Consider the following 20,411-nt stretch of genomic DNA (forward strand, 5'->3'; position numbering starts at 1 on the left):
CAGCGGGGTCTCCACCCCGAACAGGTTGACCACCGGCCCGAACGGCACGATCGAGAAGGCCAGGAACGCCGGCACCACCATGATCACCGGCGCGAGCAGGTAGAGCACCTTGTCCACGGTGCGCGGGAAGATGTCCTCCTTCAGGCCCATCTTCAGGCCGTCGGCCACGGACTGCAGCAGGCCGAACTTGCCGGCCCGGTTGGGGCCGTAGCGGTGCTGCATCCGCGAGATCAGCTTGCGCTCGAACCAGACGCCGAACAGGATGCCCAGCATCAGGAAGGCGAACAGCATGACGGCCTTGATGATGGTGATCCACAGCGGATCGTGGCCGAAGTTCTCCAGAGTGGGACTCATGAGGCGCTCCCGATGGTGACGATGTCGCCGGCCACCGCGCGCAGGTCACGCGTGACCGAGCAGCCGCCGGAGTTCGCCGGCACCCAGACCACGCGGTCGGGCAGATCGGCGATGCGCACCGGCAGGGTGACGTTCTCGCCCACGACGAGCTTGTCGCCGTCGGCCACGCCCAGCTCGGCGGCCGTGCTCTCGGAGACCAGTGCTTCGGCGGTGCGGGCGGTGCCCGCGAGGTACGGCTCGCCGTCCTGCAGCCTGCCCTCGTCGAGCAGCAGGTGCCAGGTGGCCAGCAGCGCCTGGCCCTGCTCCGGCGCGTCCAGCGGGCGGGGCAGGGTGACCGGGGCGCTGACGCGGCTGCCGCGCCAGGAGCCCAGGCTGGACAGCTCGCGCCGGGCCGCCTTGGCGTCCGGCAGGCCCAGGTGCACGTCCATGCGGTCGGCCAGGTTGCCGATCACGGCGAGGTCGGACTGGAGCCCCGGCACCTTGAGCGGCGCCTCGAAGGAGCGGCCCCGGCCCTCCCAGTTGACGAACGTGCCGCCCTTCTCCTGCACGGCGGCGACGGGCAGGACCACGTCGGCGCGGTCGGTGACGGCGCTGGCGCGGATCTCCAGGCTGACGATGAACGGCGTGTGCTCCAGCGCCTCCAGCGCGGCCGCCGGGTCGGGCAGGTCGTAGGGGTCGACCCCGGCGACGACCAGCGCGTCCAGCTCGCCGTCGCGGGCGGCGGCGAGGATGCCGGCCGTGTCGCGGCCGGGCGTGGCGGGCAGCGAGCCCACGTTCCACACCCTGGCGACCTCGGCCCTGGCGCTCTCGTCGTCCACCGGACGGCCGATCGGCAGCAGGTTGGGCAGCGCGCCGGCCTCGATCGCGCCGCGCTCACCGGCCCGGCGCGGGATCCAGGCGATCCGGGCGTCGGAGGCGGCGGCCAGGCGTACGAGGGCGGACAGCGCGCCGGGCACGGTGGCCAGGCGCTCGCCGGCCAGCACGATCGTGCCCTCGGCCAGCGTGCCGACCAGGTCGCCGATCGCGTCGGCCTCGGCGCCGGGCGCGGTGCGGATGAGCGTGCCGCCCATCTTCGCCAGGCCCGGGGAGGCGAACGGCGCGATCGAGGTGACCTTCAGGCCCTTCTTCTGCCACGCCTTGCGCAGGCGCAGGAAGACGATCGGCGACTCCTCCTCGGGCTCGAACCCGACGAGCAGCACGTGCGGGGCGTTCTCGAGGTCGGCGTAGCTGATCTCGATGCCCTTGCCGGCCACCGCGTGGGCCAGGAACTGCGCCTCCTCGGCGGAGTGCGGCCTGGCGCGGAAGTCGACGTCGTTGGTGCCGAGCGCGACCCTGGCGAACTTGGCGTAGGCGTAGGAGTCCTCGACCGTGACCCGGCCGCCGACCAGCACGCCGGCCTTGCCGCGCGCCTTGGCCAGGCCCTCGGCGGCCACCATCAGCGCCTCCGGCCACGAGGTGGGCACGAGCACGCCCTCCTCGTTGCGGACCAGCGGCTGCTTGAGGCGGTCGGGCTGCGTGGCGTAGGTGAACGCCCAGCGGCCCTTGTCGCAGTTCCACTCCTCGTTCACCTGCGGGTCGTTGCCCGCCAGGCGGCGGGTGACGCGGCCGCGCCGGTGGTCGGTGCGCAGGCTGCACCCGGAGGCGCAGTGCTCGCACGCACTGGGCGTGGAGACCAGGTCGAACGGGCGGGCGCGGAAGCGGTAGGCGGCGCCGGTGAGCGCGCCGACCGGGCAGATCTGCACCGTGTTGCCGGAGAAGTAGGAGTTGAACGGCTTGCCTTCGGCCGTGCGCACCTGCTCCTTGGCCCCGCGCTCGAAGAACTCGATGAGCGGGTCGCCGGCGATCTGGTCGGAGAAGCGGATGCAGCGCGCGCACTGGACGCAGCGCTCGCGGTCGAGCAGGACCTGCGTGGACAGCGGCAGCGGCTTGGGGAAGGTGCGCTTCTGCTCCTGGAACCTGGACTCGCCCTGGCCGTTGGACATGGCCTGGTTCTGCAGGGGGCACTCGCCGCCCTTGTCGCAGACCGGGCAGTCCAGCGGGTGGTTCATCAGCAGCAGCTCCATGGCCCCGCGCTGCGCCTTCTCGGCGACCGGCGAGGTGAGCTGGGTCTGCACGACCATGCCCTCGGCGACCTCGATCGCGCAGGACGGCTGCGGCTTGGGGAAGCCGCGGCCGTTGCCGGCGTCGGGGATGTCGACCAGGCACTGGCGGCAGTTGGCCGCCGGGTCGAGCAGCGGGTGGTCGCAGAACCGGGGGATCTGGATGCCCAGCAGCTCGGCGGCCCTGATGATCAAGGTGCCCTTGGGGACGCTGACCTGGAACCCGTCGATGGTCAGGGTCACCAGGTTCACTTCTGTCTCTACGACTGTCACTGCTCACCCCAGAGAGTGGACTTCTTCGGGTCGAACGGGCAGCCGCCGATCTCGAAGTGCTTGAGGTACTCCTCGCGGAAGTACTTCACCGAGGAGTGGATCGGGCTGGTCGCGCCGTCGCCCAGCGCGCAGAAGGAGCGACCCAGGATGTTGTCGGCGATGTCGGTGATCGTGGCCAGGTCGTCCTCGGTGCCCTGGCCCTTCTCCAGGCGCTTGAGCACCTGCTTGAGCCAGTACGTGCCCTCGCGGCAGGGCGTGCACTTGCCGCAGGACTCGTGGGCGTAGAACTCGGTCCAGCGCAGCACGGTACGGACCACGCAGGTGGTCTCGTCGAAGATCTGCAGCGCGCGGGTGCCGAGCATGGAGCCCTTGGCGCCGACCGCCTCGAAGTCGAGCGGCACGTCGAGGTGCTCGTCGGTGAAGATCGGCGTGGACGAGCCGCCCGGGGTCCAGAACTTGATCTGGTGCCCCTCGCGGATGCCGCCGGCCATGTCGAGCAGCTCGCGCAGCGTGATGCCGAGCGGGGCTTCGTACTGGCCGGGGCGGGTGACGTGGCCGCTGAGGGAGAAGATGCCGAAGCCCTTGGACTTCTCGGTGCCCATCCCGGCGAACCACTCGGCGCCGTTGGCGATGATCGAGGGAACAGACGCGATCGACTCGACGTTGTTCACGACAGTAGGCGAGGCGTAGAGGCCCGCCACGGCCGGGAACGGGGGCTTGAGCCGCGGTTGACCTCTGAAGCCTTCCAGCGAGTCCAGCAGCGCCGTCTCCTCGCCACAGATGTAGGCGCCCGCGCCACTGTGCACGACGAGCTCCAGGTCATAGCCGGAGCCGAAGATGTCGCTGCCGAGATAGCCCTTCTCGTACGCCTCGCGCACGGCCGCGTGCAGCCGCCGGATGACGTGCAGCACCTCACCGCGCACGTAGATGAAGGCGTGGTTGGCCCGGATCGCGTAGGACGTGATGATGATGCCCTCGACCAGCGCGTGCGGGTTGGCCATCATCAGCGGGATGTCCTTGCAGGTGCCCGGCTCCGACTCGTCGGCGTTGACGACGAGATAGTGCGGCTTGCCGTCGCCCTGCGGGATGAAGCCCCACTTCATGCCCGTCGGGAAGCCGGCGCCGCCGCGGCCGCGCAGGCCGGAGTCCTTGACGGCCTGGATGACGGCGTCGGGCTCCATGCCCAGCGCCTTCCTGGCCGCCGCGTACTCGCCGTACACGTCGAGGGTGAAGGAGTTGGGCTGGTCCCAGTTGGCGGTCAGGACCGGTGTCAGAGTCGTGCTCATGCTTCGGGCGCCTTCCATCCCTTGGCCTTGGCGACCTTCAGGCCCTCCAGCGAGGGGCCGGCGGCCGAGGGGCCGTCGCCCGCGAGGTCGTCGGGCAGACCGGCGAGCACCCGCGAGGCCTCCTTGAAGGTGCACAGCTTCTTCGGGCCGCGCGTGGGCCGCACGTCCTTGCCGTCACGCAGGTCGTCGACGAGCTGCTTGGCCGACTCGGGCGTCTGGTTGTCGAAGAACTCCCAGTTGACCATCATGACCGGCGCGAAGTCGCAGGCCGCGTTGCACTCCAGGCGCTCCAGCGAGATCTTGCCGTCCGGGGTCGCCTCGTCGTGACGGACGCCGACGTGCTCCGACAGCTCCTCCCAGATCTGGTCGCCGCCCATGACGGCGCACAGCGCGTTGATGCACACGCCGACGTGATAGTCGCCCATGGGCTTGCGCTTGTACATGGTGTAGAAGGTCGCGACGCCGGTGACCTCGGCCTTGCTGAGGCCCAGCATCTCCGCGCAGAACTCCTGCCCGTCGTCCGAGACGTAGCCGTCCTCGGACTGCACGAGGTGGAGCAGCGGCAGCAGGGCGGAGCGGGTCTTGGGGTAACGCCCGATGATCTCCTTGGCGTCCCGCTCAAGACGCTCACGGATCTCCGGTGAGTATGTCACCGGTCCACACCTCCCATGACGGGGTCGATAGAAGCCACCGCGGCGATCACGTCGGCGATCTGGCCGCCCTCCGCCATCGCGGGGAAGCTCTGCAGGTTGCAGAAGGACGGCTCGCGGAAGTGCACGCGGTAGGGCCGGGTGCCGCCGTCGCTGACGACGTGGGCGCCGAGCTCGCCCTTGGGCGACTCGATGCTGGCGTACGCCTGCCCGGCCGGCACCCGGAAGCCCTCGGTCACCAGCTTGAAGTGGTGGATGAGGGCCTCCATGGAGGTGCCCATGATGTGCGCGATGTGGTCGGGCGAGTTGCCGAACCCGTCGGGGCCGAGCGCGAGCTGCGCGGGCCAGCCGATCTTCTTGTCCTCGATCATCACGGGGTCGCCCTTGAGCGGGCCGGCGATGCGGTCCAGCGCCTGCTCGATGATCTTGAGGGACTCCTCCATCTCCTTCATGCGGACGAGGTAGCGCGAGTAGACGTCGCAGCCGCGCTCGGTGGCGACGTCGAACTCGTAGGTCTCGTAACCGCAGTAGGGCTGCGACTTGCGCAGGTCCCACGGCAGGCCGGCGGCGCGCAGGATCGGCCCGGTGACGCCGAGCGCCATGCACCCGGTCAGGTCGAGGTAGGCCACGTCCTTGGTGCGGCGCACGTAGACCGGGTTCTCGTCGAGGAGCTTGCGGATGTCCTTGATCCGCTTGGGCATCTCCTTGAGGAATTCGCCGATCTTGTCCACCGCGCCCGCGGGCAGGTCCACGCTGACGCCGCCGGGGCGGATGTAGGCGTGGTTCATGCGCAGGCCGGTGATGTACTCGAACAGGTCCATGATCATCTCACGATCGCGGTACCCGAAGAGGAACGGCGTGGTCGCGCCCAGCTCCATGCCGAACGTGCCCATCGCGACCAGGTGCGAGGCGATGCGGTTGAGCTCCATCATCATCACGCGGATGGCCTGCGCGCGGTCGGGCACGCGGTCCTCGATGCCGAGCAGCTTCTCCACGCCCAGGCAGTAGGCCGTCTCGTTGAAGATCGGCGAGAGGTAGTCCATGCGGGTCACGAACGTGGTCCCCTGGGTCCACGTCCGGTACTCCATGTTCTTCTCGATGCCGGTGTGCAGGTAGCCGATGACGCCGCGCGCCTCGGTGACCGTCTCACCGTCGAGCGTCAGGACCAGCCGGAGCACGCCGTGCGTGGACGGGTGCTGGGGGCCCATGTTGACGACGAGGCGCTCCTCCTCGGCGTCGCGCACGCCACTGACGACCTGGTCCCAGTCGGCGCCGTTGACCGAGTAGACCGTGCCCTCGGTCGCCTCGTCATAAGCGGTGCTCATGAGTGTTCCTCCCTACGGTCGTCAACGCTCAGCTCCACAAGGTCACTCACGCGTAGCTCCTCCTGTGGTCCGGCGAGGGGATGGTGGCGCCGCGGTATTCCACCGGGATGCCGCCGAGCGGGTAGTCCTTGCGCTGCGGGTGACCGTCCCAGTCGTCCGGCATCATGATCCGGGTGAGCGCGGGGTGACCGTCGAAGATGATCCCGAAGAAGTCGTACGCCTCGCGCTCGTGCCAGTCGTGACCAGGGTAGACGCTGACCGTGGATGGGATGTGCGGGTCGGAGTCAGGGGCGCTGACCTCGACGCGCACGCGCCGGTTGTGCGTGATCGAGCACAGGTGGATGACCGCGTGCAGCTCCTCGCCCGCCAGGTGCGGGTAGTGCACGCCCGACACGCCGAGCGAGAGCTCGAAGCGCAGGGCGGGGTCGTCGCGCAGCTTCTGGCAGACCTCGACCAGGCGCTCGCGCTTGACGTGCAGGGTCAGCTCGCCGCGGTCGACGACCACGCGCTCGATCGCGTCGTCGAGCGCGAGGGTGTCGACGATCTCGTCGAAGTAGCTCCCGTACGGGCGCGGCGTCGAGATCTGCGGCGCCCGGCGCACGACGAGGCCGCCGTAGCCGGAGGTGTCGCCGGTGTCGTTGGCGCCGAACATGCCCCGGCGCGCGACGGGCGGCTCCTGGGCCGCCGGCACCTCGGGGACCTGCGCGTCCGGGACCTCGGGGAGGTTGTCGGGCGAGGTCACTTCGAGGCCCCCTGGTCGATCAGCGGCAGCGTGCGCAGCGCCTGCAGCTCGAGCTCCTCGATCTGCTTGGCGCGGTGCGCGCCGAACTTCATGTTCTGGATCTTGTCGTGCAGCTTGACGATCGCGTCGATGAGCATCTCGGGCCGCGGCGGGCAGCCCGGCAGGTAGATGTCGACGGGCACGACGTGGTCGACGCCCTGGACGATCGCGTAGTTGTTGAACATGCCGCCGCTGGAGGCGCACACGCCCATGGCGATGACCCACTTGGGCTCGGCCATCTGGTCGTAGATCTGGCGCAGGACGGGTGCCATCTTCTGCGACACGCGCCCGGCCACGATCATGAGGTCGGCCTGGCGGGGAGACGCCGAAGCGCGCTCCATACCGAAGCGCGCCAGGTCGTAGTGGGGGCCACCGGTGGCCATCAGCTCGATGGCGCAACACGCGAGGCCGAACGTGGCCGGCCACACGGAGTTCTTACGCGCCCATCCGGCGGCCGCTTCGACCGTGCTGAGGATGAACCCGCTGGGGAGTTTCTCTTCAAGTCCCATTTTCAGTCCCAGTCCAGACCCTTGCGGCGCCACACGTACGCGTAGGCCACGAGCACGGTGACGATGAACAGCAGCATCTCGACGAGCGCGAACAGCCCCAGGCCCGAAGAGAGGATGCGGCCGAGGTCGTCCGTCTGCGGAGCGAACGAGACGGCCCACGGGTAGAGGAAGATGATCTCGATGTCGAAGACGATGAAGAGCATCGCCGTGACCATGTATTTGAGCGGGAACCGTCCACCACCGACAGGCTGGGGCGTGGGCTCGATGCCGCATTCGTAGGCGTCGAGCTTGGCGCGGTTCCAGCGCTTGGGACCGGTGAAGGGAGCGATGGCGACCGAGAAGATCGCGAAGCCCCCCGCGAGAACGGCGAGCACCAGGATGGGCACGTAAAGGTCCATCGCTACGCCTCCTCTGGAGTCGCCGCGCGCGCGGGCGCGCAGCCGGATCTGTTGATTGCGAGATTCATGCTGATGGCGCGACCTTCGAGAGTGCGTTGATGATCATGTCGGACGCATCGCCTCGCCGGTCGGTGAGATTACCAAGGAGTTTGAGCGCGAAGCGCATCAGTCTCGGGTGGGGCAACCCGTGCCTGGTGCCGAAGCTCATCACACCCGGCTTCCCGATCGCCTCGACGAACAACCTGCCGAGCGTGAAATAACCGCCGTAGGCGTCCTTCAGAACCTGAGGATAGGTGCGCAGGATCCGCTCCCGTCGCGCGGGGGTGGTGTCCGCGAGCGCCCTGGCGATGACCTCGGCGGCGATCTCCCCGGTCTCCATGGCGTAGGCGATGCCCTCGCCGTTGAACGGGTTGATCGACCCGCCGGAGTCTCCCACGAGAACGAGGCCGCGCGTGTAGTGGGGCTGCCTGTTGAAGGCCATCGGGAGCGCGGCGCCGCGGATCGGGCGCGTCATGTTCTCCTCGGTGAAGCCCCAGTCGGCCGGCATGGAACGGCACCACCGCCGCAGCAGGTCGCGGTAGTCGATGTTGCCGAAATGTGAGCTGGTGTTGAGCAGGCCGAGCCCGACGTTGGCGGTGCCGTCGCCCACGCCGAAGACCCAGCCGTAGCCGGGCAGCAGCGTGTCGCCGTCCCACAGCTCCAGCCAGGTCTCCAGGTAGTCGTCGTCGTGGCGCGGGCTCTCGAAGTAGGTCCGCACCGCCACGCCCATCGGGCGGTCCTCCCGCTTGTGCAGGCCCATGCCCAGGGCCAGGCGGGTGCTGTTGCCGTCGGCGGCCACGACCACGCGGCTGCGGAACTCGCGGCCGTCCTTGGTGGTCACGCCCACGATGTGGCCGCTGCGGTCGTCGAGCACGGGGCCGGTGACGGTGACGCCCTCCATGAGGCGCACGCCGTTCTTGACCGCGTTGGCGGCGACGATCTGGTCGAAGTCCTGGCGGGTGCGGACGAGCCCGAAGTCGGGGAAGCGCTCCAGCTGGGGCCAGTCGAGCTCGAAGCGCAGGCCGCCGCCGACGACGCGCAGGCCCTTGTTCCTGACCCAGCCGGGGGCGTCGATGTCGACGCCCATGTTCTGCAGCTGCTTGACCGCGCGCGGGGTCAGGCCGTCGCCGCAGACCTTCTCGCGGGGGAACCTGGTCTTCTCCAGGAGCAGGACGTCGAGCCCCGCCTGGGCCAGGTAGAACGCGGTCGCGGAACCGGCGGGACCGGCGCCGACGACGATGACGTCGGCGTCGCCAGTGCTCATGGTCGCGCCCGCTTCGCCACTCGTTGGCTGCGCTCTCTCGCGGCGAGCTCCTGCGCTCGGTGTGTGGCTGTTGGCACGGTCACTGGACTGTCCTGTCCCTACACGCTCGAAGGCCTCGGGGTGTCGCGCCTTCGTTCCTTTGTGAACCCCTTCACAAACTTACCGGCCCGCAGTCTACTGCTTTTCGCGTACATAGTGGCAGTCGGGGTACGGTTCTGTGATCCAAGGGGACGGCGTGTCGCCTGAGGCAGCGCAGTCATGATCGTCACGCTAGCAGCAGGCTCCCGGACGCTCAGAGGCCCGCCCGCCAGGCGATGCCGTCTCGAGACTTCTCTCCGGCCGCGCCCGCCCGCCGTGCCGGGCCGGAAGCCGGGCCGGAAATCGCCGAACCGGCGATTGACCCCGTTCCTCGTCCCCGCCCACTTCGGCCGGTTGATTGTGCGCTCGAAATGACGGCGCCGGGCGAGTTTCGGCCGGGCGGAATCGGCGGAGCGCGAAGTCGGGAACGGCGGCAGAATGACAATCCCGATAATCGGCCGGCCGCCGATTTCGGCGGCCGGGCCCCTGGCCTCACATGGCGTCCCGGCTCAGGGGGCCGGACCCTCTGCCCTCGCCTGGCGGCCCGGCTCAGGCGGGCTTGAAGCCCCGGTGCATGGCGACGATCCCCATCGTGAGGTTGCGCCAGGCCACCCGCTCCCAGCCGGCCTCCTGGATGGTGCGCGCCAGCGTGGGCTGGTCGGGCCAGTCCCTGATCGACTCCGCCAGATACTCGTAGGAGTCGTCGTTGGAGCCGAACACCTTGGCCACCTTCGGCAGCAGCCGCATCAGGTATTCGCGGTAGACCAGGTCGAACGGGCCGAACGTGACGTGCGAGAACTCCAGGATCACCAGCCGCCCGCCCGGCTTGGTCACCCGCAGCATCTCCCGCAGCGCCGCCGAGGTGTCGTGCACGTTGCGCAGCGCCACCGAGATCGTCACCGCGTCGAACACCTCGTCGGCGAACGGCAGCCGCATCGCGTCACCGGCGACGAACGGCACCCCCGGCCCCGACAGCGCGTTGCCGCCATGGCGCCGCACCCCGGTGCGCAGCATGCCCAGCGAGAAGTCCGAGGCGATCGCCCGCGCGCCCAAGGTGGTGAACGTGTCGGTGGACGTGCCCGTGCCGGCGCCCAGGTCGAGCACCAGCTCCCCTGGCCCGGCGTCGACGGCGGCGGCCACCGCCTTGCGCCAGAGCCTGACCTGCCCGAGGGAGATCACGTCGTTGACCAGGTCGTAGCGCCGGGCGGTGCGATCGAACATCGCGGCGACCTCATCCGGCTGTTTGTCCAACTGAGCGCGCGTCATGCCCCACAGCCTATTGGTGCGGGCCGGCGGCGCCGCGGCGTGCCGGGCGCCACGGGAACCCGCGGGCGGGGAAGCGCCGCCACACGCCGCCACCCCAGGGAGACCGGGCGGGCGACGAAGCGCCCCGGAGGGCGGCGGGGCCGACATCGTCCGGAGGGCGGCGGGCCCGACAGCGCCCGGGAGGGCGGCGGGCCCGCCGTCATGCCCATCCGGGAGAATCGACGGAAAGTAGCCGCATGGCTACCGATCGTCTGCTAGTTGTTGGGGAATGCTGGCCCGTGTCGCCCTTGCGGCGATCATCGCATCGACCCCCGTCCCGCATGCGCGCGTCGTGTCGGCCGACCCGGTCGACAACACCCCCCATGTGCTCGACGGCATCGTCAACGCCATCGCCGTCGTCGGGCGCACCGTCATCGTCGGCGGCTCGTTCGGCGAAGTCAGCGACGCGGGCCGGACCACGGTCCACACCCGCGCCAACCTGTTCGCCTACGACCTGGTGACCGGCCGCGTCCTGCCCGGCTTCGCGCCGAGCGTGGCCGGCCCGGTCTACGCCCTGGCGGCCGGCGAGAGCGGCACCGTCTACGTCGGCGGCGAGTTCCACGGCGTCGACAACCGCAGCGCGCGCGGCCTGGCCAGGCTCAACGTGGCCGACGGCGCGCTCGTGCCCGGCTTCGCGCCGCGCATCGGCGGCGGCATGGTGACCGCGCTGGCCCGGCAGGGCGGGCAGCTCTATGTCGGCGGCGACTTCGTCCGCCCGCGCACCGCGCTGGCCCGGCTCGACGCCGCCACCGGCGCCCCCGACCCCGGCTTCGCCATCGAGCCGGGCGCGCCGCTGACCCCGCGGGTGAAGATCTACGGGCTGGCCGTCTCCCGCGACAGGCTCGCCGTGGACGGCTCGTTCACCACGCTCGACGGCCAGTCCAGGCCCCAGCTCGGGCTGATCGACATCGGCTCGCCCACCGCGCGGGTGGCCTCCTGGCGCACCGACGCGTACGCGCGCCGGTGCAACCCCAACTTTCCCTCGTACGTACGCGGCCTGGATTTCTCGCCCGACGGACGCTATTTCGCGGTTGTCACCACCGGAGGCGCCAGAGGCGGGATGTGCGACACGACGGCGAGATTCGAGACCTACGCCGGCGGCTCGGCCATCAGGCCGACCTGGGTGAACGCCACGGGAGGCGATTCGCTCTACGCGGTCGCCGTGACCGGCGCGGCGGTCTACGTGGGCGGGCACCAGCGCTGGCTGGACAATCCGCAGGGCCGCGACTCGGCCGGCCCGGGCGCCGTGTCACGCCCGGGGATCGGCGCCATTCATCCGCGCACCGGAAAGGCCCTCAGTTGGAATCCCACGCGGGAGCGCGGCATCGGGGTGAAGGCGTTTTACGCGCACGCCGGCGGACTACTTGTCGGTAGCGACACAACGAGACTCGGACGGGAGTACCATGCCCGGATTGGCATGTTCCCCCTGCCCTAGCCGTCCTGTGGCTTGGGGCGGTCGATCCGGTTGCTAAGACGCTCGCTCATGGCGTCACGCTGCTTGGAGAGCAGGACGTAGCTCGCTATGCCGCTGATCAAGAAAGAGGCCACGATCAGCGCGAGCCAGTTTTGCAGCCCAAGGAGCAGAAGGACACCGAGGGTGACGGTGAACAGGCCGATCCGCGACGCGGTGTAAACGAGAACGGGACGCACGGGTTCCAGGTTACTCGGACCTGTGCAGCGGTCGCTCTTCGCACCGGACGCGAGCACTGCTACTGTTCCCAGTTAGGGAGTTTCGTAAAGAAACACCCACGAGAGCCCCAAAGAGGCTCTATCATATAACAATCGGGCAGTCAGCTGATAACAACCCGTGATCTTTGTAGAAAACCACGGATAAATCAGGCTTCGCTCGACACACTGGTTACCTGTCCGCCCGCTGGCAGGAAGCGGGATGCGAGGGGGAGAGATTGGTGGAGAGTAGCAGCGAGCGTCTGCTGACCCCAGGAGAGGTTGCCGCCCTCTTCCGGGTAGACCCAAAGACGGTTACACGCTGGGCAGCGGCAGGCCGCATCAGCAGTATCCGCACCCCCGGAGGGCACCGGCGCTTCCGCGAGTCGGAAGTCCACGCCCTTCTCCGAGGCGAGGACGTTCTCACGGCCGACAGGCCGGCAGGTGAGTCCCCGCGCGTCTGACGTTCCGTCTAGTCGGTGATCCTGCACGACGGGCCGCCTGTACAGCGGCCCTTCCTCCAGGATCACCGCGGGCGGGACCGACTGTTTCGCGTGCTTTCCGGCCACACGTCCGTACGGTGAGCACGGGGCGGCGCCAACCGCCGACCGTGGCTGGCGCCTGTCCGTTCCCTGGACGGGGGCGGACCTCCTAGGCCTCCTCCTGCCGCGCCTTGAAGGCCAGGAACTCGCGCTCCAGGTCGTCGTTCTCCTCTTCCCAGCGCCGGCGGCGCGACTGCGCCTCCTCCTCGGTCAGCGACTCCGGCAGCCACTGGTCGTAGTCGGGGTCACCGGGCTGCACCTCCACGTACGCGTTGCCGATCAGTCGCCCGTCCTCGCTGGTCAGGCTCCGCGGTACGCGCAAGGTCCCGTCCGCGAGCCGGATGACGTACATCGCCGATCACCTAGATTCCGTAGCGCCGGTTGAAGAACAGCATGATGTCGAGCGCCATGCGCGTGTCGCCCCCGAGCATGTCCACCAGGGCCGGGCGCTGGCGCGAGGCGATGGCGGCGAAGGCGTCGGCGAAGAACTCCTTGCGGCCCAGCCCGCCGCCCTGCCGGTGGAAGGTCGAGGCCAGCAGCGGCACGGCCGCCTCGTAGAGGCGCACGAACTCCGGCGAGTCCGACACCCAGTCGCCGTACGGCGAGTCGACGTCGTCGATCGCGTGGCCCACCTCGTGCATCATCACGTCGGGCGTCGGCGAGGGACGGTCGCCCACCACGATCTTGCGGTCGCCGTACGCGCCCGCGCAGATGTCCCAGGTCGCGCGGCCCGACGGGAGCGGGGCGCCGCGCAGGTAGCCCATGTCGTCGAGGTCGGGCACGCCGCCGGGGCCGATGTAGATGCCTTCGAGGCCGCCGGCGAGCAGCTCCTTGAGCCGGTCGGGCAGCCGGGCCAGGCTCTCCACGGCCCTGACCACGTCGGGCGGCGGCGGGCCCAGCGCGGCGTCCCACTGGCGGTGCAGGATCGGCTCCAGCTCGCCGCAGTGCCGCAGGCCGTCGCCCATCGAGGGCGCGTCGGGGCGGTGGGGGCGGGCTCTGAGCGGCTGGTCGGCCAGCTCGAAGTCGTACCAGGTGTAGCGGGGGCGGTCCACCAGGACGGCGGCGGGCAGGCGCTCGCCGCGCTCCCGCACCCCGCCGTAACCGTCCGCCCCCTCCATCCGGCCGTACGGGTGCCCGGCCGCCTGATCGTACGGCCGGCCCGCCTGCCCGGCACGGGTGTCACCCGGCCATCCGGGGCGCTCGGCGCGGCCGTCGGGGGGCCGGCCCGGTTGCCCGGGACGGCCGCTGAGGCCGCCGTCGCCGAAGCGCCGGGCGCGTTCGGCTTCCTCGTGGCCCGGCCGTCCCGTGCGGCCCTCCTGGGGCCGCTCGCGGGCGTCGGACCAGAAGGAGCGGTCGGCGTCGGCGGGCGCCTCGCTGCGCCGGGAGAACAGGTACGACCCGCGCCGCCACCACCGGCCGCGCCGGTGCCGTCCCTTGTCCCCGGAGTTCCTGCCCGAAGCACCAGGACCTCTGTCGAAGGTAAAAGCCATCGCACCCCTCAACGCCCGTGGAGCCCCGTGGACACCGTCGCATCGGCTTCCACCGTACGACGCCGATCTTCCCCTAGTCACCCGAAATGGGACATCAAGCAGCCCGATCACACCTGAGCATGGCTTACAGTTCGGGACATGGCAGGTGTTCTGATCGGCCTGGCGCTGCTGGCCTTCTGGCTCTTTTCACTCTTCGACGTGGTGACGACCCCCGAGGACGAGGTGCGGAACGTACCAAAACCCCTCTGGATCCTGGTCGTCGTGCTCGTCCCCCTTATCGGCGGCCTGGTGTGGATGGCGCGCGGCCGTCCCCGCGCCCCCCGCGCGCCGTGGCCCGTGACCCCGGGCCCGGGCATGCCGAAGGGCCCCGACGACGACCCCGACTTCCTCCGCGACCTCGAGCGCCGCATGCGCGGCGACGACGTGAGCTAACCCGCAGGCCGCCGACCGGCCCGCGGGCAGGACCCCCGGCTAGTCCACGTCGGCGTAGCTGTGCAGCCCGTCGATGAAGATGTTGACCCCGATCAGGTTGAACAGCAGGCACCCGAACGCCACGAGCTGCACGATCGTCGCGGCCCTGCCCCGCCAGCCCGCCGTCACCTTGGCGTGCAGGTAGGCGGCGTAGGCCACCCACGTGATGAACGACCACACTTCCTTGGGGTCCCAGCCCCAGTAGCGGCCCCACGCCCGGTCCGCCCACAGCGCGCCCGCGATGACGGCGAACGTCCACAGCGGGAAGGCGAAGACGATCGCCCGGTGGGCCACCTTCTCCAGCTCCGCCCGCGACGGCAGGCGCGACATCCCGTCACCGCGCACCAGGTAGAGGACGCCGCTGACCCCCGCCAGCGTCAGCAGGCCGCTGGAGATGATCGCGGCCGAGACGTGGATGGCGATCCAGTACGAGTCGAGCGCCGGCACCACGGGCCCCGCCGCGGTGTAGAAGACCTTGACCGCGAGACCGAGGCCGAGCGCCGCCGCGAGCATGACGAACGCGCCCAGGAAGCGCACGTTGGTGCGGATCTGGGTGCCGAGGAACGCGGCCACGGCGGCGAAGCAGATCGCGACCACGAACTCGTACATGTTGCCCCAGGGCCAGCGCTCCACGGCCAGGCCGCGGGTGGCGATGGCGGTCAGGTTGGCGATCATGCCGAGCCAGGCGAGCCCGAGGGCCACCGTCCCGGTCCTGACGGCCACCCGCATCGTCCTGTCGTCCTGGCCGGCCCGCTCGGGGGCGCCCGGGGGCGTCTCGCCCGCGACCGCCGGCTCCTCCGGGGAGGCGTCCGCCGGGCCGGCGGAGACCTCGTCCGACACCGCCACCGTGTCGCCGCCGGCCGCCGCCCCGACCGCGACTGGCTGCTTGATCTCGACGCGGCGCGCGGTCGCGGCCCTGCCCGGCCGGGACCGGCCGAAGGCCAGCTCGATCGCGAAGCCGACCATGGCGACGACGTAGAGCAGGACGGCTGCTACGACGAAAAGGTCGCTCAGCTCGGCGAGTTGCTCAGCGGACATCCTTTTCTCCTGCTGATAGAACCTGGACGATCTCGGTGAACTCCTCGGCGAAGCCGGCCGCGGAGCCCTCTGTGCGGGTCAGGCCGCCGACCTCGGCCTTGCCCTGCGCGATCCGTACGAACACCCTGCGGCGGCGGATCATGAGGGAGAGCGCGATGGCGACGACGGCCGTGGCGGCGAACACCAGGGCCGGCCAGCGCCCCGGGTCGTAGTTGGTCTGGAGCGTGATCCACTCCTTGACGCCGGTGAACTCGAGCTTGCCCACCCCGCCGGGAAGGTCCAGCGACTGCCCCACGGCCAGCGGCTTGGGCACGCTGGTGCCCATGACCAGGGGCTTGAGCTTCTTCATCACCTCGGGCTCGGCCAGCTCGTAGACCGACTGCGGCTTGCCGGAGTTCATCCCCAGGTCGCCGGAGAAGGCGCCGAGGACCTTCACCTCGGGGTTGAGCTCGCCGGGGAAGGCCGAGGCGTGGTCGCCGTCGGTCAGCGGCACGCTGGTCGGCAGGAACTGCAGCAGGAACCCGAGCTGCGACGGCTGCGCGTCGGGCACCTTGACCACGCAGCCCGAGGTCATCGTGGTCTTCTGCTCGATCAGGCAGGGCACGGCGCCGTCGAAGGCCACCTGCCCCTTCCCGTCGGTGACCCGGAACACGGGCGCGTAGCCGTTGCCGATCAGGTAGGTCTGCGTGCCGTTGACCTCAAGAGGCTCGTTGACCTTGAGCTCGAAGTCGCGGGCGGGCGCGCCGGGCGTGTCGTTGACCTTGAGGTGCGCGGAGTAGTCGAGCGCCTGCCCGCGCTTGTCGCCGGTGACCTGATAGGCCACCTTGAACTCGGAGAGCTGGAAGGAGAACGGCTCCAGCGACTCGGCCGAGACCTGGCTGCCGGGCATGAACCGGTCGTAGGCGGCCACCGTGTTGGCGAACCCGTCGCCCTCGACGACCAGCACGTTGCCGCGGTAGCCGAACAGCGAGCCGGCGCCGATCGCGAGCAGGATGCCGAGCAGCGCGATGTGGAAGAACAGGTTGCCGGTCTCGCGCAGGTAGCCCTTCTCGGCCGACACCCAGCCGTCGCCGGTCACCACGCGGAAGCGCAGCTTGCGCAGCCGCCCGGCGACCTCCTCGGTCGTCAGCTCCGACTCGAACGTGGCCGAGTGGGGCAGGCGGGACGGGTGCCTGGGGGCCGCGGGCGGCTTGCGGCGCAGCTCGCGCACGTAGGTCGCGGTGCGCGGGATGATGCAGCCGATGAGCGAGGTGAACAGCAGCAGGTAGACGGCCGCGAACCAGGTCGAGGAGAAGACCTCGAAGAGCTGGAACCGGTCGTACCACTCGGCCAGGGCGGGGCTCTGCTCGTAGATCCGGGCGACCTTGTCGGGCTCGACGCTGCGCTGCGGCACCAGCGAGCCGGGCACCGAGCCCAGCGCCAGCAGGAACAGCAGGATCAGCGCCGTCTTCATCGAGGTGAGCGTGCGCCACACCCAGCGCAGCCAGGCGACCGCGCCGAACGACGCCTTCTTGGGCGCCTGCTCTCTCTCCAGCTCCTGGACGCTCATCAGATCACCGGCTCGAACGCGCCGATCAGGCCCTGCATGGCGGCGATCATCTCTCCCCAGAGCCCGGTCACGAGCAGCACGCCGACGGCCACCATCATGCCGCCACCGATCCTCGTGATCAGGCGCGAGTGCTTGCGGATGGCGCGGAACGTGCGCAGCGCCCTGCTGTAGGCCAGCGCCGCGGCCACGAAGGGCAGGCCGAGGCCCAGGGCGTAGGCGACGGCCAGGAGCGCGCCGCGGCCGGCGCTGCCCTCGTTGAGCCCCAGCGTCAGCACGACGGCCAGGGTGGGCCCGATGCACGGCGTCCAGCCCAGCCCGAACACCACCCCGAGCAGCGGCGCGCCCGCCAGCCCGGCGGCCGGCAGGCGGTGGATGCGCACGTCGCGCATCAGCCCCGGCAGCACGCCGAGGAAGGCCAGCCCGAGCCCGATGGTCAGCACGCCGAGCACCCGCGTGATGATCTCGGCGTGGCCCAGCATGATCGAGCCGAGACCGCCGAACAGCGCCCCGCTGAGCACGAACACCAGCCCGAAGCCGGCCACGAACAGCGCCGTGCCGAGCACCAGCCGCCCCCGCTTGGGGTCGGCGCTCATGCCGGTGACGTAGGACAGGTAGCCGGGCACCAGCGGCAGCACGCACGGCGACAGGAACGACACCACCCCGGCCAGCACCGCGATCGGCACCGCCAGCAGCAGTGAGCCCGAGGCGACGACGTCACTCATCGCGCACCTTGGTCACGGTGTTCATCAGGTCGGTGTATTTGACGGCGCCCAGCGCCCTGGCCGCGATCCTGCCCTGCTTGTCGATGATCAGCGTGGACGGGATGGCCGCGGGCGGCACCGTGCCCTGGAAGGCCAGCGCGATCTTGCCGGGCTGGTCGAAGATGTGGGGGTAGCCGGTCTGCTCGGTGCGCTCGAACGCCTTGGCGTCGGCCTGGCGGTCCTTGAAGTCGATGCCGAGGAACTGCACGCCGCTGTCCTTGGTCTTGGCGGCGACCTCCTTGAGCACCGGCGCCTCCGCCCGGCACGGGCCGCACCACGACGCCCAGAAGTTGAGCACCACGACCTTGCCCTTGTGCGTGGCCAGGGAGGCCGTGCCCCCGTCGAGGGTCGGCCCTTCGATCGCCGGCGCGGGCTTGCGCTCGGCGGCCTCGAACACCTGCATCTTCCCGTCGCCCGCGACGAACCTGGTGTCGCCCGCCTGCGGCTGGCCGCCCTGATTGCCGGCGCAGCCCGCGACCAGCACGGCCAGGGGGAGAAGGAGGGAGATGGACTTGGCGCGCACGGAGGAAGATCTCCTTGTACTACAACCGGTAGAGCTTGCAACTCTACCGGGGCACCCACGCGCTCCCGACATCAGGCCCCGGGGACGGAGGGCCCCGTCTCCAGTGACCCGGCGGGCTCGCTGTAGCCGATGCTGATCAGGCGGTCGCCGTCGAAGGTCAGCGTGGTCAGGCTGGCCAGCGAGCACTGCCTGCGGCGCGGGTCGTGCCAGAGCCTGCGGCCCTCGGCGGCGCACCTGATGGCCCAGATCGGCAGCTGGTGGCTGACGAGCACGGTCTCGTGGCCGCGCGCGGCCGCCCTGGCCTCGTCGATGATCGACTTCATCCGCTTGACGATGACCGGGTAGGGCTCGCCCCACGACGGGCGCAGCGGGTTGTAGAAGTAGCGGTAGTTGCGCGGGTTGCGCAGCAGCGCCAGGCCGGGCGCGGAGATCCGCCCCTCCAGCAGGTTGCCCGCCTCGATCAGGCGCTCGTCGGAGGTGATCTCCAGGCCGAGCTTGTCGGCGAGCGGCGCCGCCGTCTCCATCGCGCGTTCGAGCGGCGAGCTGTAGAGCGCGACGATGTCACGGCCGCCGATGGCCTTGGCGACCGTCTCGGCCATGAGCTGACCCGTCTGGGACAGGTGGTAGCCGGGCAGCCTGCCGTAGAGGATGCGTCCGGGATTGTGCACTTCACCGTGTCGCAAGAGGTGAACGACTGTGGTTTCAGCCATGGTGGGCACAGCCTATCCGCTCGTCCGAGCTGATCGGCCGAGGCCCTGCCGCTCAGTTCGCCGGGGCCCCGCCGTCTCAGCTCACCGCCCAGGCGTTCTCCTGCTTCCTGCTCGCCTCCACCAGCACGTCCACCATGGCCCTGATCGCGGGGCGGCGGGCCGCGTCGGTGCGCCACAGCGCGTAGATGCGGCGCGCCTGGCGCGGGCGCAGCGGGATGAGCCGCGCGCCGGCCGGCACGCAGTCGCGGCCCAGCCGCGGCACGATCGCGCAGCCCAGGCCCGCCGCCACCAGCGCGAGCTGGGTCGGGTACTCGTCGGCCATGCAGGCGATGACCGGCTCCAGCGAGGCGCTGCGCAGCGTGAACACCAGCCAGTCGTGGCAGAACGTGCCGGGGGTGGAGCTGATCCACTGCTCGCCGTGCAGCGCGGCCAGCTCGACCTCCTGCCGGTCGGCCAGCGGGTGGTCGGCGGGCACGGCCACGTCGGCGACGTCGTCGAGCAGCAGGGCCTTCGACAGGCCCTCGGGGATGGCCATGGGGCGGTTGTGCCAGTCCTGGATGATGCCGAGGTCGAGCTCGCCCCTGGAGACCTCGCGCACCACCCGTTCCGGATCGCGCTCGTTGAGCTGCACCCACAGGTCGGGGTGGCGCTGCTTGAGAGAGACCAGCGCGCCGGGCATGAGGCCGCGCATGGCGGTGGGGAACGCCGCCACGTTGAGCCGGCCGACGACGGCGCCGCGCAGCGCCTCGAAGTCGGCCTCCGCGGTCTCGACCAGGGCGAGGATGCGTTCGGCGTGCTCGGCCAGCAGCCCCGCGGCGTCGGTGAGGCGCACGCCGCGCCCGTTGCGCTCCATGAGGCGGGCGCCCGTCTCCCGCTCCAGCTTGGCGATCTGCTGGGAGACCGCGGACGGGGTGACCATGAGCGCGTCGGCCGCCGCGCCGACCGACCCATAGACATGCACTGCGTGAAGAGCCTTGAGCCGGTTCAGGTCCAACATGTAAGCCAGTCTAAATGGTTTAGCGTAGAAAGTCTCGCTTGTCGTTGAATGTGTAGCGGACGAAAATAGTTGTATGAGAATCCTCAAGACGAAGAAGCAGCAGGCCAGCTCCCTGTCCTACCTCAAGGTCCTCGCCGAGCAGGCCCGCGAGCAGCGCATTCGCTACCAGAAGCCCGCCCGCTGACCCGCGGCGCTCGCGTCGCGGGCTCGCACCGGCGCGAGCCCGCCCGCTCGCCGGAGAACGGCTCGTAGGAGAGCGGCTCGTCAGAGACGACTCGTAGGAGAGCAGCTCGTCGGAGACGGC

22 protein-coding genes are annotated in these 20,411 nt (G+C 70.3%); 3 read left to right on the forward strand and 19 right to left on the reverse strand.

The genetic code is table 11. The features are described 5' to 3' along the window. The 10 genes from IO39_RS29160 to IO39_RS29205 all read right to left on the reverse strand — a co-directional run. Nucleotides 1–354, reverse strand: a 354-nt coding sequence (locus IO39_RS29160) for an NADH-quinone oxidoreductase subunit H (RefSeq protein WP_043629644.1), incomplete at its 3' end; no start/stop codon positions are given. Beyond that, nucleotides 351–2,705: an NADH-quinone oxidoreductase subunit G gene (locus tag IO39_RS29165; RefSeq protein WP_245642339.1), complete on the reverse strand. Its 2,355-nt coding sequence runs from the start codon at nt 2,703–2,705 to the stop codon at nt 351–353. The genes IO39_RS29160 and IO39_RS29165, both read right to left, overlap by 4 nt. A gap of 17 nt (nt 2,706–2,722) precedes the next feature. Beyond that, nucleotides 2,723–4,012, reverse strand: coding sequence for an NADH-quinone oxidoreductase subunit NuoF (nuoF, locus tag IO39_RS29170; protein WP_043629649.1), 1,290 nt, complete (start codon nt 4,010–4,012; stop codon nt 2,723–2,725). Further along, a complete protein-coding gene (gene nuoE / locus IO39_RS29175) occupies nt 4,009–4,665 on the reverse strand; it encodes an NADH-quinone oxidoreductase subunit NuoE (protein ID WP_043629652.1) in 657 nt (218 codons plus the stop codon). The genes nuoF and nuoE overlap by 4 nt, the downstream gene beginning before the upstream one ends. After that, entirely contained in the window at nt 4,662–5,987 is a 1,326-nt protein-coding gene (locus IO39_RS29180; RefSeq protein WP_043629656.1) for an NADH-quinone oxidoreductase subunit D, read from the reverse strand. The genes nuoE and IO39_RS29180 overlap by 4 nt, the downstream gene beginning before the upstream one ends. A 46-nt stretch (nt 5,988–6,033) precedes the next feature. Next, nucleotides 6,034–6,729 carry an NADH-quinone oxidoreductase subunit C gene (locus IO39_RS29185; RefSeq protein ID WP_043629659.1) on the reverse strand — a complete coding sequence of 232 codons (696 nt, stop codon included), beginning with the start codon at nt 6,727–6,729 and terminating at the stop codon, nt 6,034–6,036. Further along, nucleotides 6,726–7,277: a NuoB/complex I 20 kDa subunit family protein gene (locus IO39_RS29190; protein WP_043629661.1), complete on the reverse strand. Its 552-nt coding sequence runs from the start codon at nt 7,275–7,277 to the stop codon at nt 6,726–6,728. The genes IO39_RS29185 and IO39_RS29190 overlap by 4 nt, the downstream gene beginning before the upstream one ends. 2 nt (nt 7,278–7,279) lie before the next feature. Then, nucleotides 7,280–7,675, reverse strand: a complete 396-nt coding sequence (locus IO39_RS29195; RefSeq protein ID WP_043629664.1) for an NADH-quinone oxidoreductase subunit A — start codon at nt 7,673–7,675, stop codon at nt 7,280–7,282. Between the two features lie 64 nt (nt 7,676–7,739). Continuing rightward, complete coding sequence (locus tag IO39_RS29200; RefSeq protein WP_043629667.1) at nt 7,740–8,978, reverse strand: geranylgeranyl reductase family protein; 1,239 nt, start codon at nt 8,976–8,978, stop codon at nt 7,740–7,742. Nucleotides 8,979–9,605: 627 nt separating this feature from the next. Further along, complete coding sequence (locus IO39_RS29205; RefSeq protein WP_043629670.1) at nt 9,606–10,322, reverse strand: demethylmenaquinone methyltransferase; 717 nt, start codon at nt 10,320–10,322, stop codon at nt 9,606–9,608. Nucleotides 10,323–10,653: 331 nt separating this feature from the next. On the opposite strand from IO39_RS29205, the gene IO39_RS29210 reads away from it, so the two are divergent. Then, complete coding sequence (locus tag IO39_RS29210) at nt 10,654–11,796, forward strand: hypothetical protein (RefSeq protein WP_245642341.1); 1,143 nt, start codon at nt 10,654–10,656, stop codon at nt 11,794–11,796. Here the strand turns inward: IO39_RS29210 and IO39_RS29215 are convergent. Next, nucleotides 11,793–12,011, reverse strand: coding sequence for a DUF4229 domain-containing protein (locus tag IO39_RS29215; protein WP_043629676.1), 219 nt, complete (start codon nt 12,009–12,011; stop codon nt 11,793–11,795). The two genes, IO39_RS29210 and IO39_RS29215, sit on opposite strands and share 4 nt — an antisense overlap. 257 nt (nt 12,012–12,268) lie before the next feature. Between IO39_RS29215 and IO39_RS53060 the strand changes: the two genes are divergently transcribed. Then, nucleotides 12,269–12,490 carry a BldC family transcriptional regulator gene (locus IO39_RS53060; RefSeq protein WP_026214226.1) on the forward strand — a complete coding sequence of 74 codons (222 nt, stop codon included), beginning with the start codon at nt 12,269–12,271 and terminating at the stop codon, nt 12,488–12,490. 187 nt (nt 12,491–12,677) lie between these two features. Here IO39_RS53060 and IO39_RS29225 read toward each other — a convergent pair whose 3' ends face one another. Both IO39_RS29225 and IO39_RS29230 read right to left on the reverse strand, forming a co-directional pair. Next, complete coding sequence (locus tag IO39_RS29225) at nt 12,678–12,920, reverse strand: hypothetical protein (RefSeq protein WP_043629680.1); 243 nt, start codon at nt 12,918–12,920, stop codon at nt 12,678–12,680. A 10-nt stretch (nt 12,921–12,930) separates the two neighbouring features. Beyond that, the gene (locus tag IO39_RS29230) at nt 12,931–14,058 is read right to left on the reverse strand and encodes a hypothetical protein (protein ID WP_084773681.1); all 1,128 of its coding nucleotides are present in this window, start codon (nt 14,056–14,058) and stop codon (nt 12,931–12,933) included. A gap of 138 nt (nt 14,059–14,196) precedes the next feature. On the opposite strand from IO39_RS29230, the gene IO39_RS29235 reads away from it, so the two are divergent. Next, on the forward strand, nt 14,197–14,490 hold the full coding sequence (locus IO39_RS29235) for a PLD nuclease N-terminal domain-containing protein (RefSeq protein ID WP_043629682.1): 294 nt from the start codon (nt 14,197–14,199) through the stop codon (nt 14,488–14,490). 39 nt (nt 14,491–14,529) lie between these two features. On the opposite strand, the gene ccsA is transcribed toward IO39_RS29235, so the two are convergent. The 6 genes from ccsA to IO39_RS29265 form a co-directional block, all read right to left on the reverse strand. Then, nucleotides 14,530–15,567 (reverse strand): cytochrome c biogenesis protein CcsA, encoded by a 1,038-nt coding sequence (gene ccsA / locus IO39_RS29240; RefSeq protein ID WP_043629685.1) that lies wholly within the window; start codon nt 15,565–15,567, stop codon nt 14,530–14,532. After that, on the reverse strand, nt 15,557–17,116 hold the full coding sequence (gene resB, locus IO39_RS29245) for a cytochrome c biogenesis protein ResB (RefSeq protein WP_043629689.1): 1,560 nt from the start codon (nt 17,114–17,116) through the stop codon (nt 15,557–15,559). Before resB ends, ccsA begins: the two co-directional genes overlap by 11 nt. Beyond that, entirely contained in the window at nt 17,116–17,838 is a 723-nt protein-coding gene (locus IO39_RS29250; RefSeq protein WP_043629693.1) for a cytochrome c biogenesis CcdA family protein, read from the reverse strand. The genes resB and IO39_RS29250 overlap by 1 nt, the downstream gene beginning before the upstream one ends. After that, entirely contained in the window at nt 17,831–18,400 is a 570-nt protein-coding gene (locus IO39_RS29255; RefSeq protein ID WP_043629696.1) for a TlpA family protein disulfide reductase, read from the reverse strand. Before IO39_RS29255 ends, IO39_RS29250 begins: the two co-directional genes overlap by 8 nt. Nucleotides 18,401–18,471: 71 nt before the next feature. After that, nucleotides 18,472–19,110, reverse strand: a complete 639-nt coding sequence (locus IO39_RS29260; protein ID WP_043629928.1) for a histidine phosphatase family protein — start codon at nt 19,108–19,110, stop codon at nt 18,472–18,474. A gap of 76 nt (nt 19,111–19,186) precedes the next feature. After that, nucleotides 19,187–20,107 carry a LysR family transcriptional regulator gene (locus IO39_RS29265; protein ID WP_043629699.1) on the reverse strand — a complete coding sequence of 307 codons (921 nt, stop codon included), beginning with the start codon at nt 20,105–20,107 and terminating at the stop codon, nt 19,187–19,189. Nucleotides 20,108–20,411: the final 304 nt, after the last annotated feature.

The organism is Nonomuraea candida, from assembly GCF_000725485.1.
In the GTDB taxonomy this organism is placed as follows: Bacteria; Actinomycetota; Actinomycetes; order Streptosporangiales; family Streptosporangiaceae; genus Nonomuraea; species Nonomuraea candida.

Excerpts from the sequence above, each read along its gene's own strand:
- IO39_RS29200 (WP_043629667.1), bottom strand. The coding sequence starts at position 8,978 with ATGAGCACTGGCGACGCCGACGTCATCGTCGTCGGCGCCGGTCCCGCC.
- IO39_RS29265 (WP_043629699.1), bottom strand. The coding sequence starts at position 20,107 with ATGTTGGACCTGAACCGGCTCAAGGCTCTTCACGCAGTGCATGTCTAT.
- IO39_RS29235 (WP_043629682.1), top strand. The coding sequence starts at position 14,197 with ATGGCAGGTGTTCTGATCGGCCTGGCGCTGCTGGCCTTCTGGCTCTTT.
- resB (WP_043629689.1), bottom strand. The coding sequence starts at position 17,116 with ATGAGCGTCCAGGAGCTGGAGAGAGAGCAGGCGCCCAAGAAGGCGTCG.
- IO39_RS29205 (WP_043629670.1), bottom strand. The coding sequence starts at position 10,322 with ATGACGCGCGCTCAGTTGGACAAACAGCCGGATGAGGTCGCCGCGATG.
- IO39_RS29190 (WP_043629661.1), bottom strand. The coding sequence starts at position 7,277 with ATGGGACTTGAAGAGAAACTCCCCAGCGGGTTCATCCTCAGCACGGTC.
- nuoF (WP_043629649.1), bottom strand. The coding sequence starts at position 4,012 with ATGAGCACGACTCTGACACCGGTCCTGACCGCCAACTGGGACCAGCCC.
- IO39_RS29180 (WP_043629656.1), bottom strand. The coding sequence starts at position 5,987 with ATGAGCACCGCTTATGACGAGGCGACCGAGGGCACGGTCTACTCGGTC.
- ccsA (WP_043629685.1), bottom strand. The coding sequence starts at position 15,567 with ATGTCCGCTGAGCAACTCGCCGAGCTGAGCGACCTTTTCGTCGTAGCA.
- IO39_RS29195 (WP_043629664.1), bottom strand. The coding sequence starts at position 7,675 with ATGGACCTTTACGTGCCCATCCTGGTGCTCGCCGTTCTCGCGGGGGGC.
- IO39_RS29230 (WP_084773681.1), bottom strand. The coding sequence starts at position 14,058 with ATGGCTTTTACCTTCGACAGAGGTCCTGGTGCTTCGGGCAGGAACTCC.
- IO39_RS29260 (WP_043629928.1), bottom strand. The coding sequence starts at position 19,110 with ATGGCTGAAACCACAGTCGTTCACCTCTTGCGACACGGTGAAGTGCAC.
- IO39_RS29250 (WP_043629693.1), bottom strand. The coding sequence starts at position 17,838 with ATGAGTGACGTCGTCGCCTCGGGCTCACTGCTGCTGGCGGTGCCGATC.
- IO39_RS29225 (WP_043629680.1), bottom strand. The coding sequence starts at position 12,920 with ATGTACGTCATCCGGCTCGCGGACGGGACCTTGCGCGTACCGCGGAGC.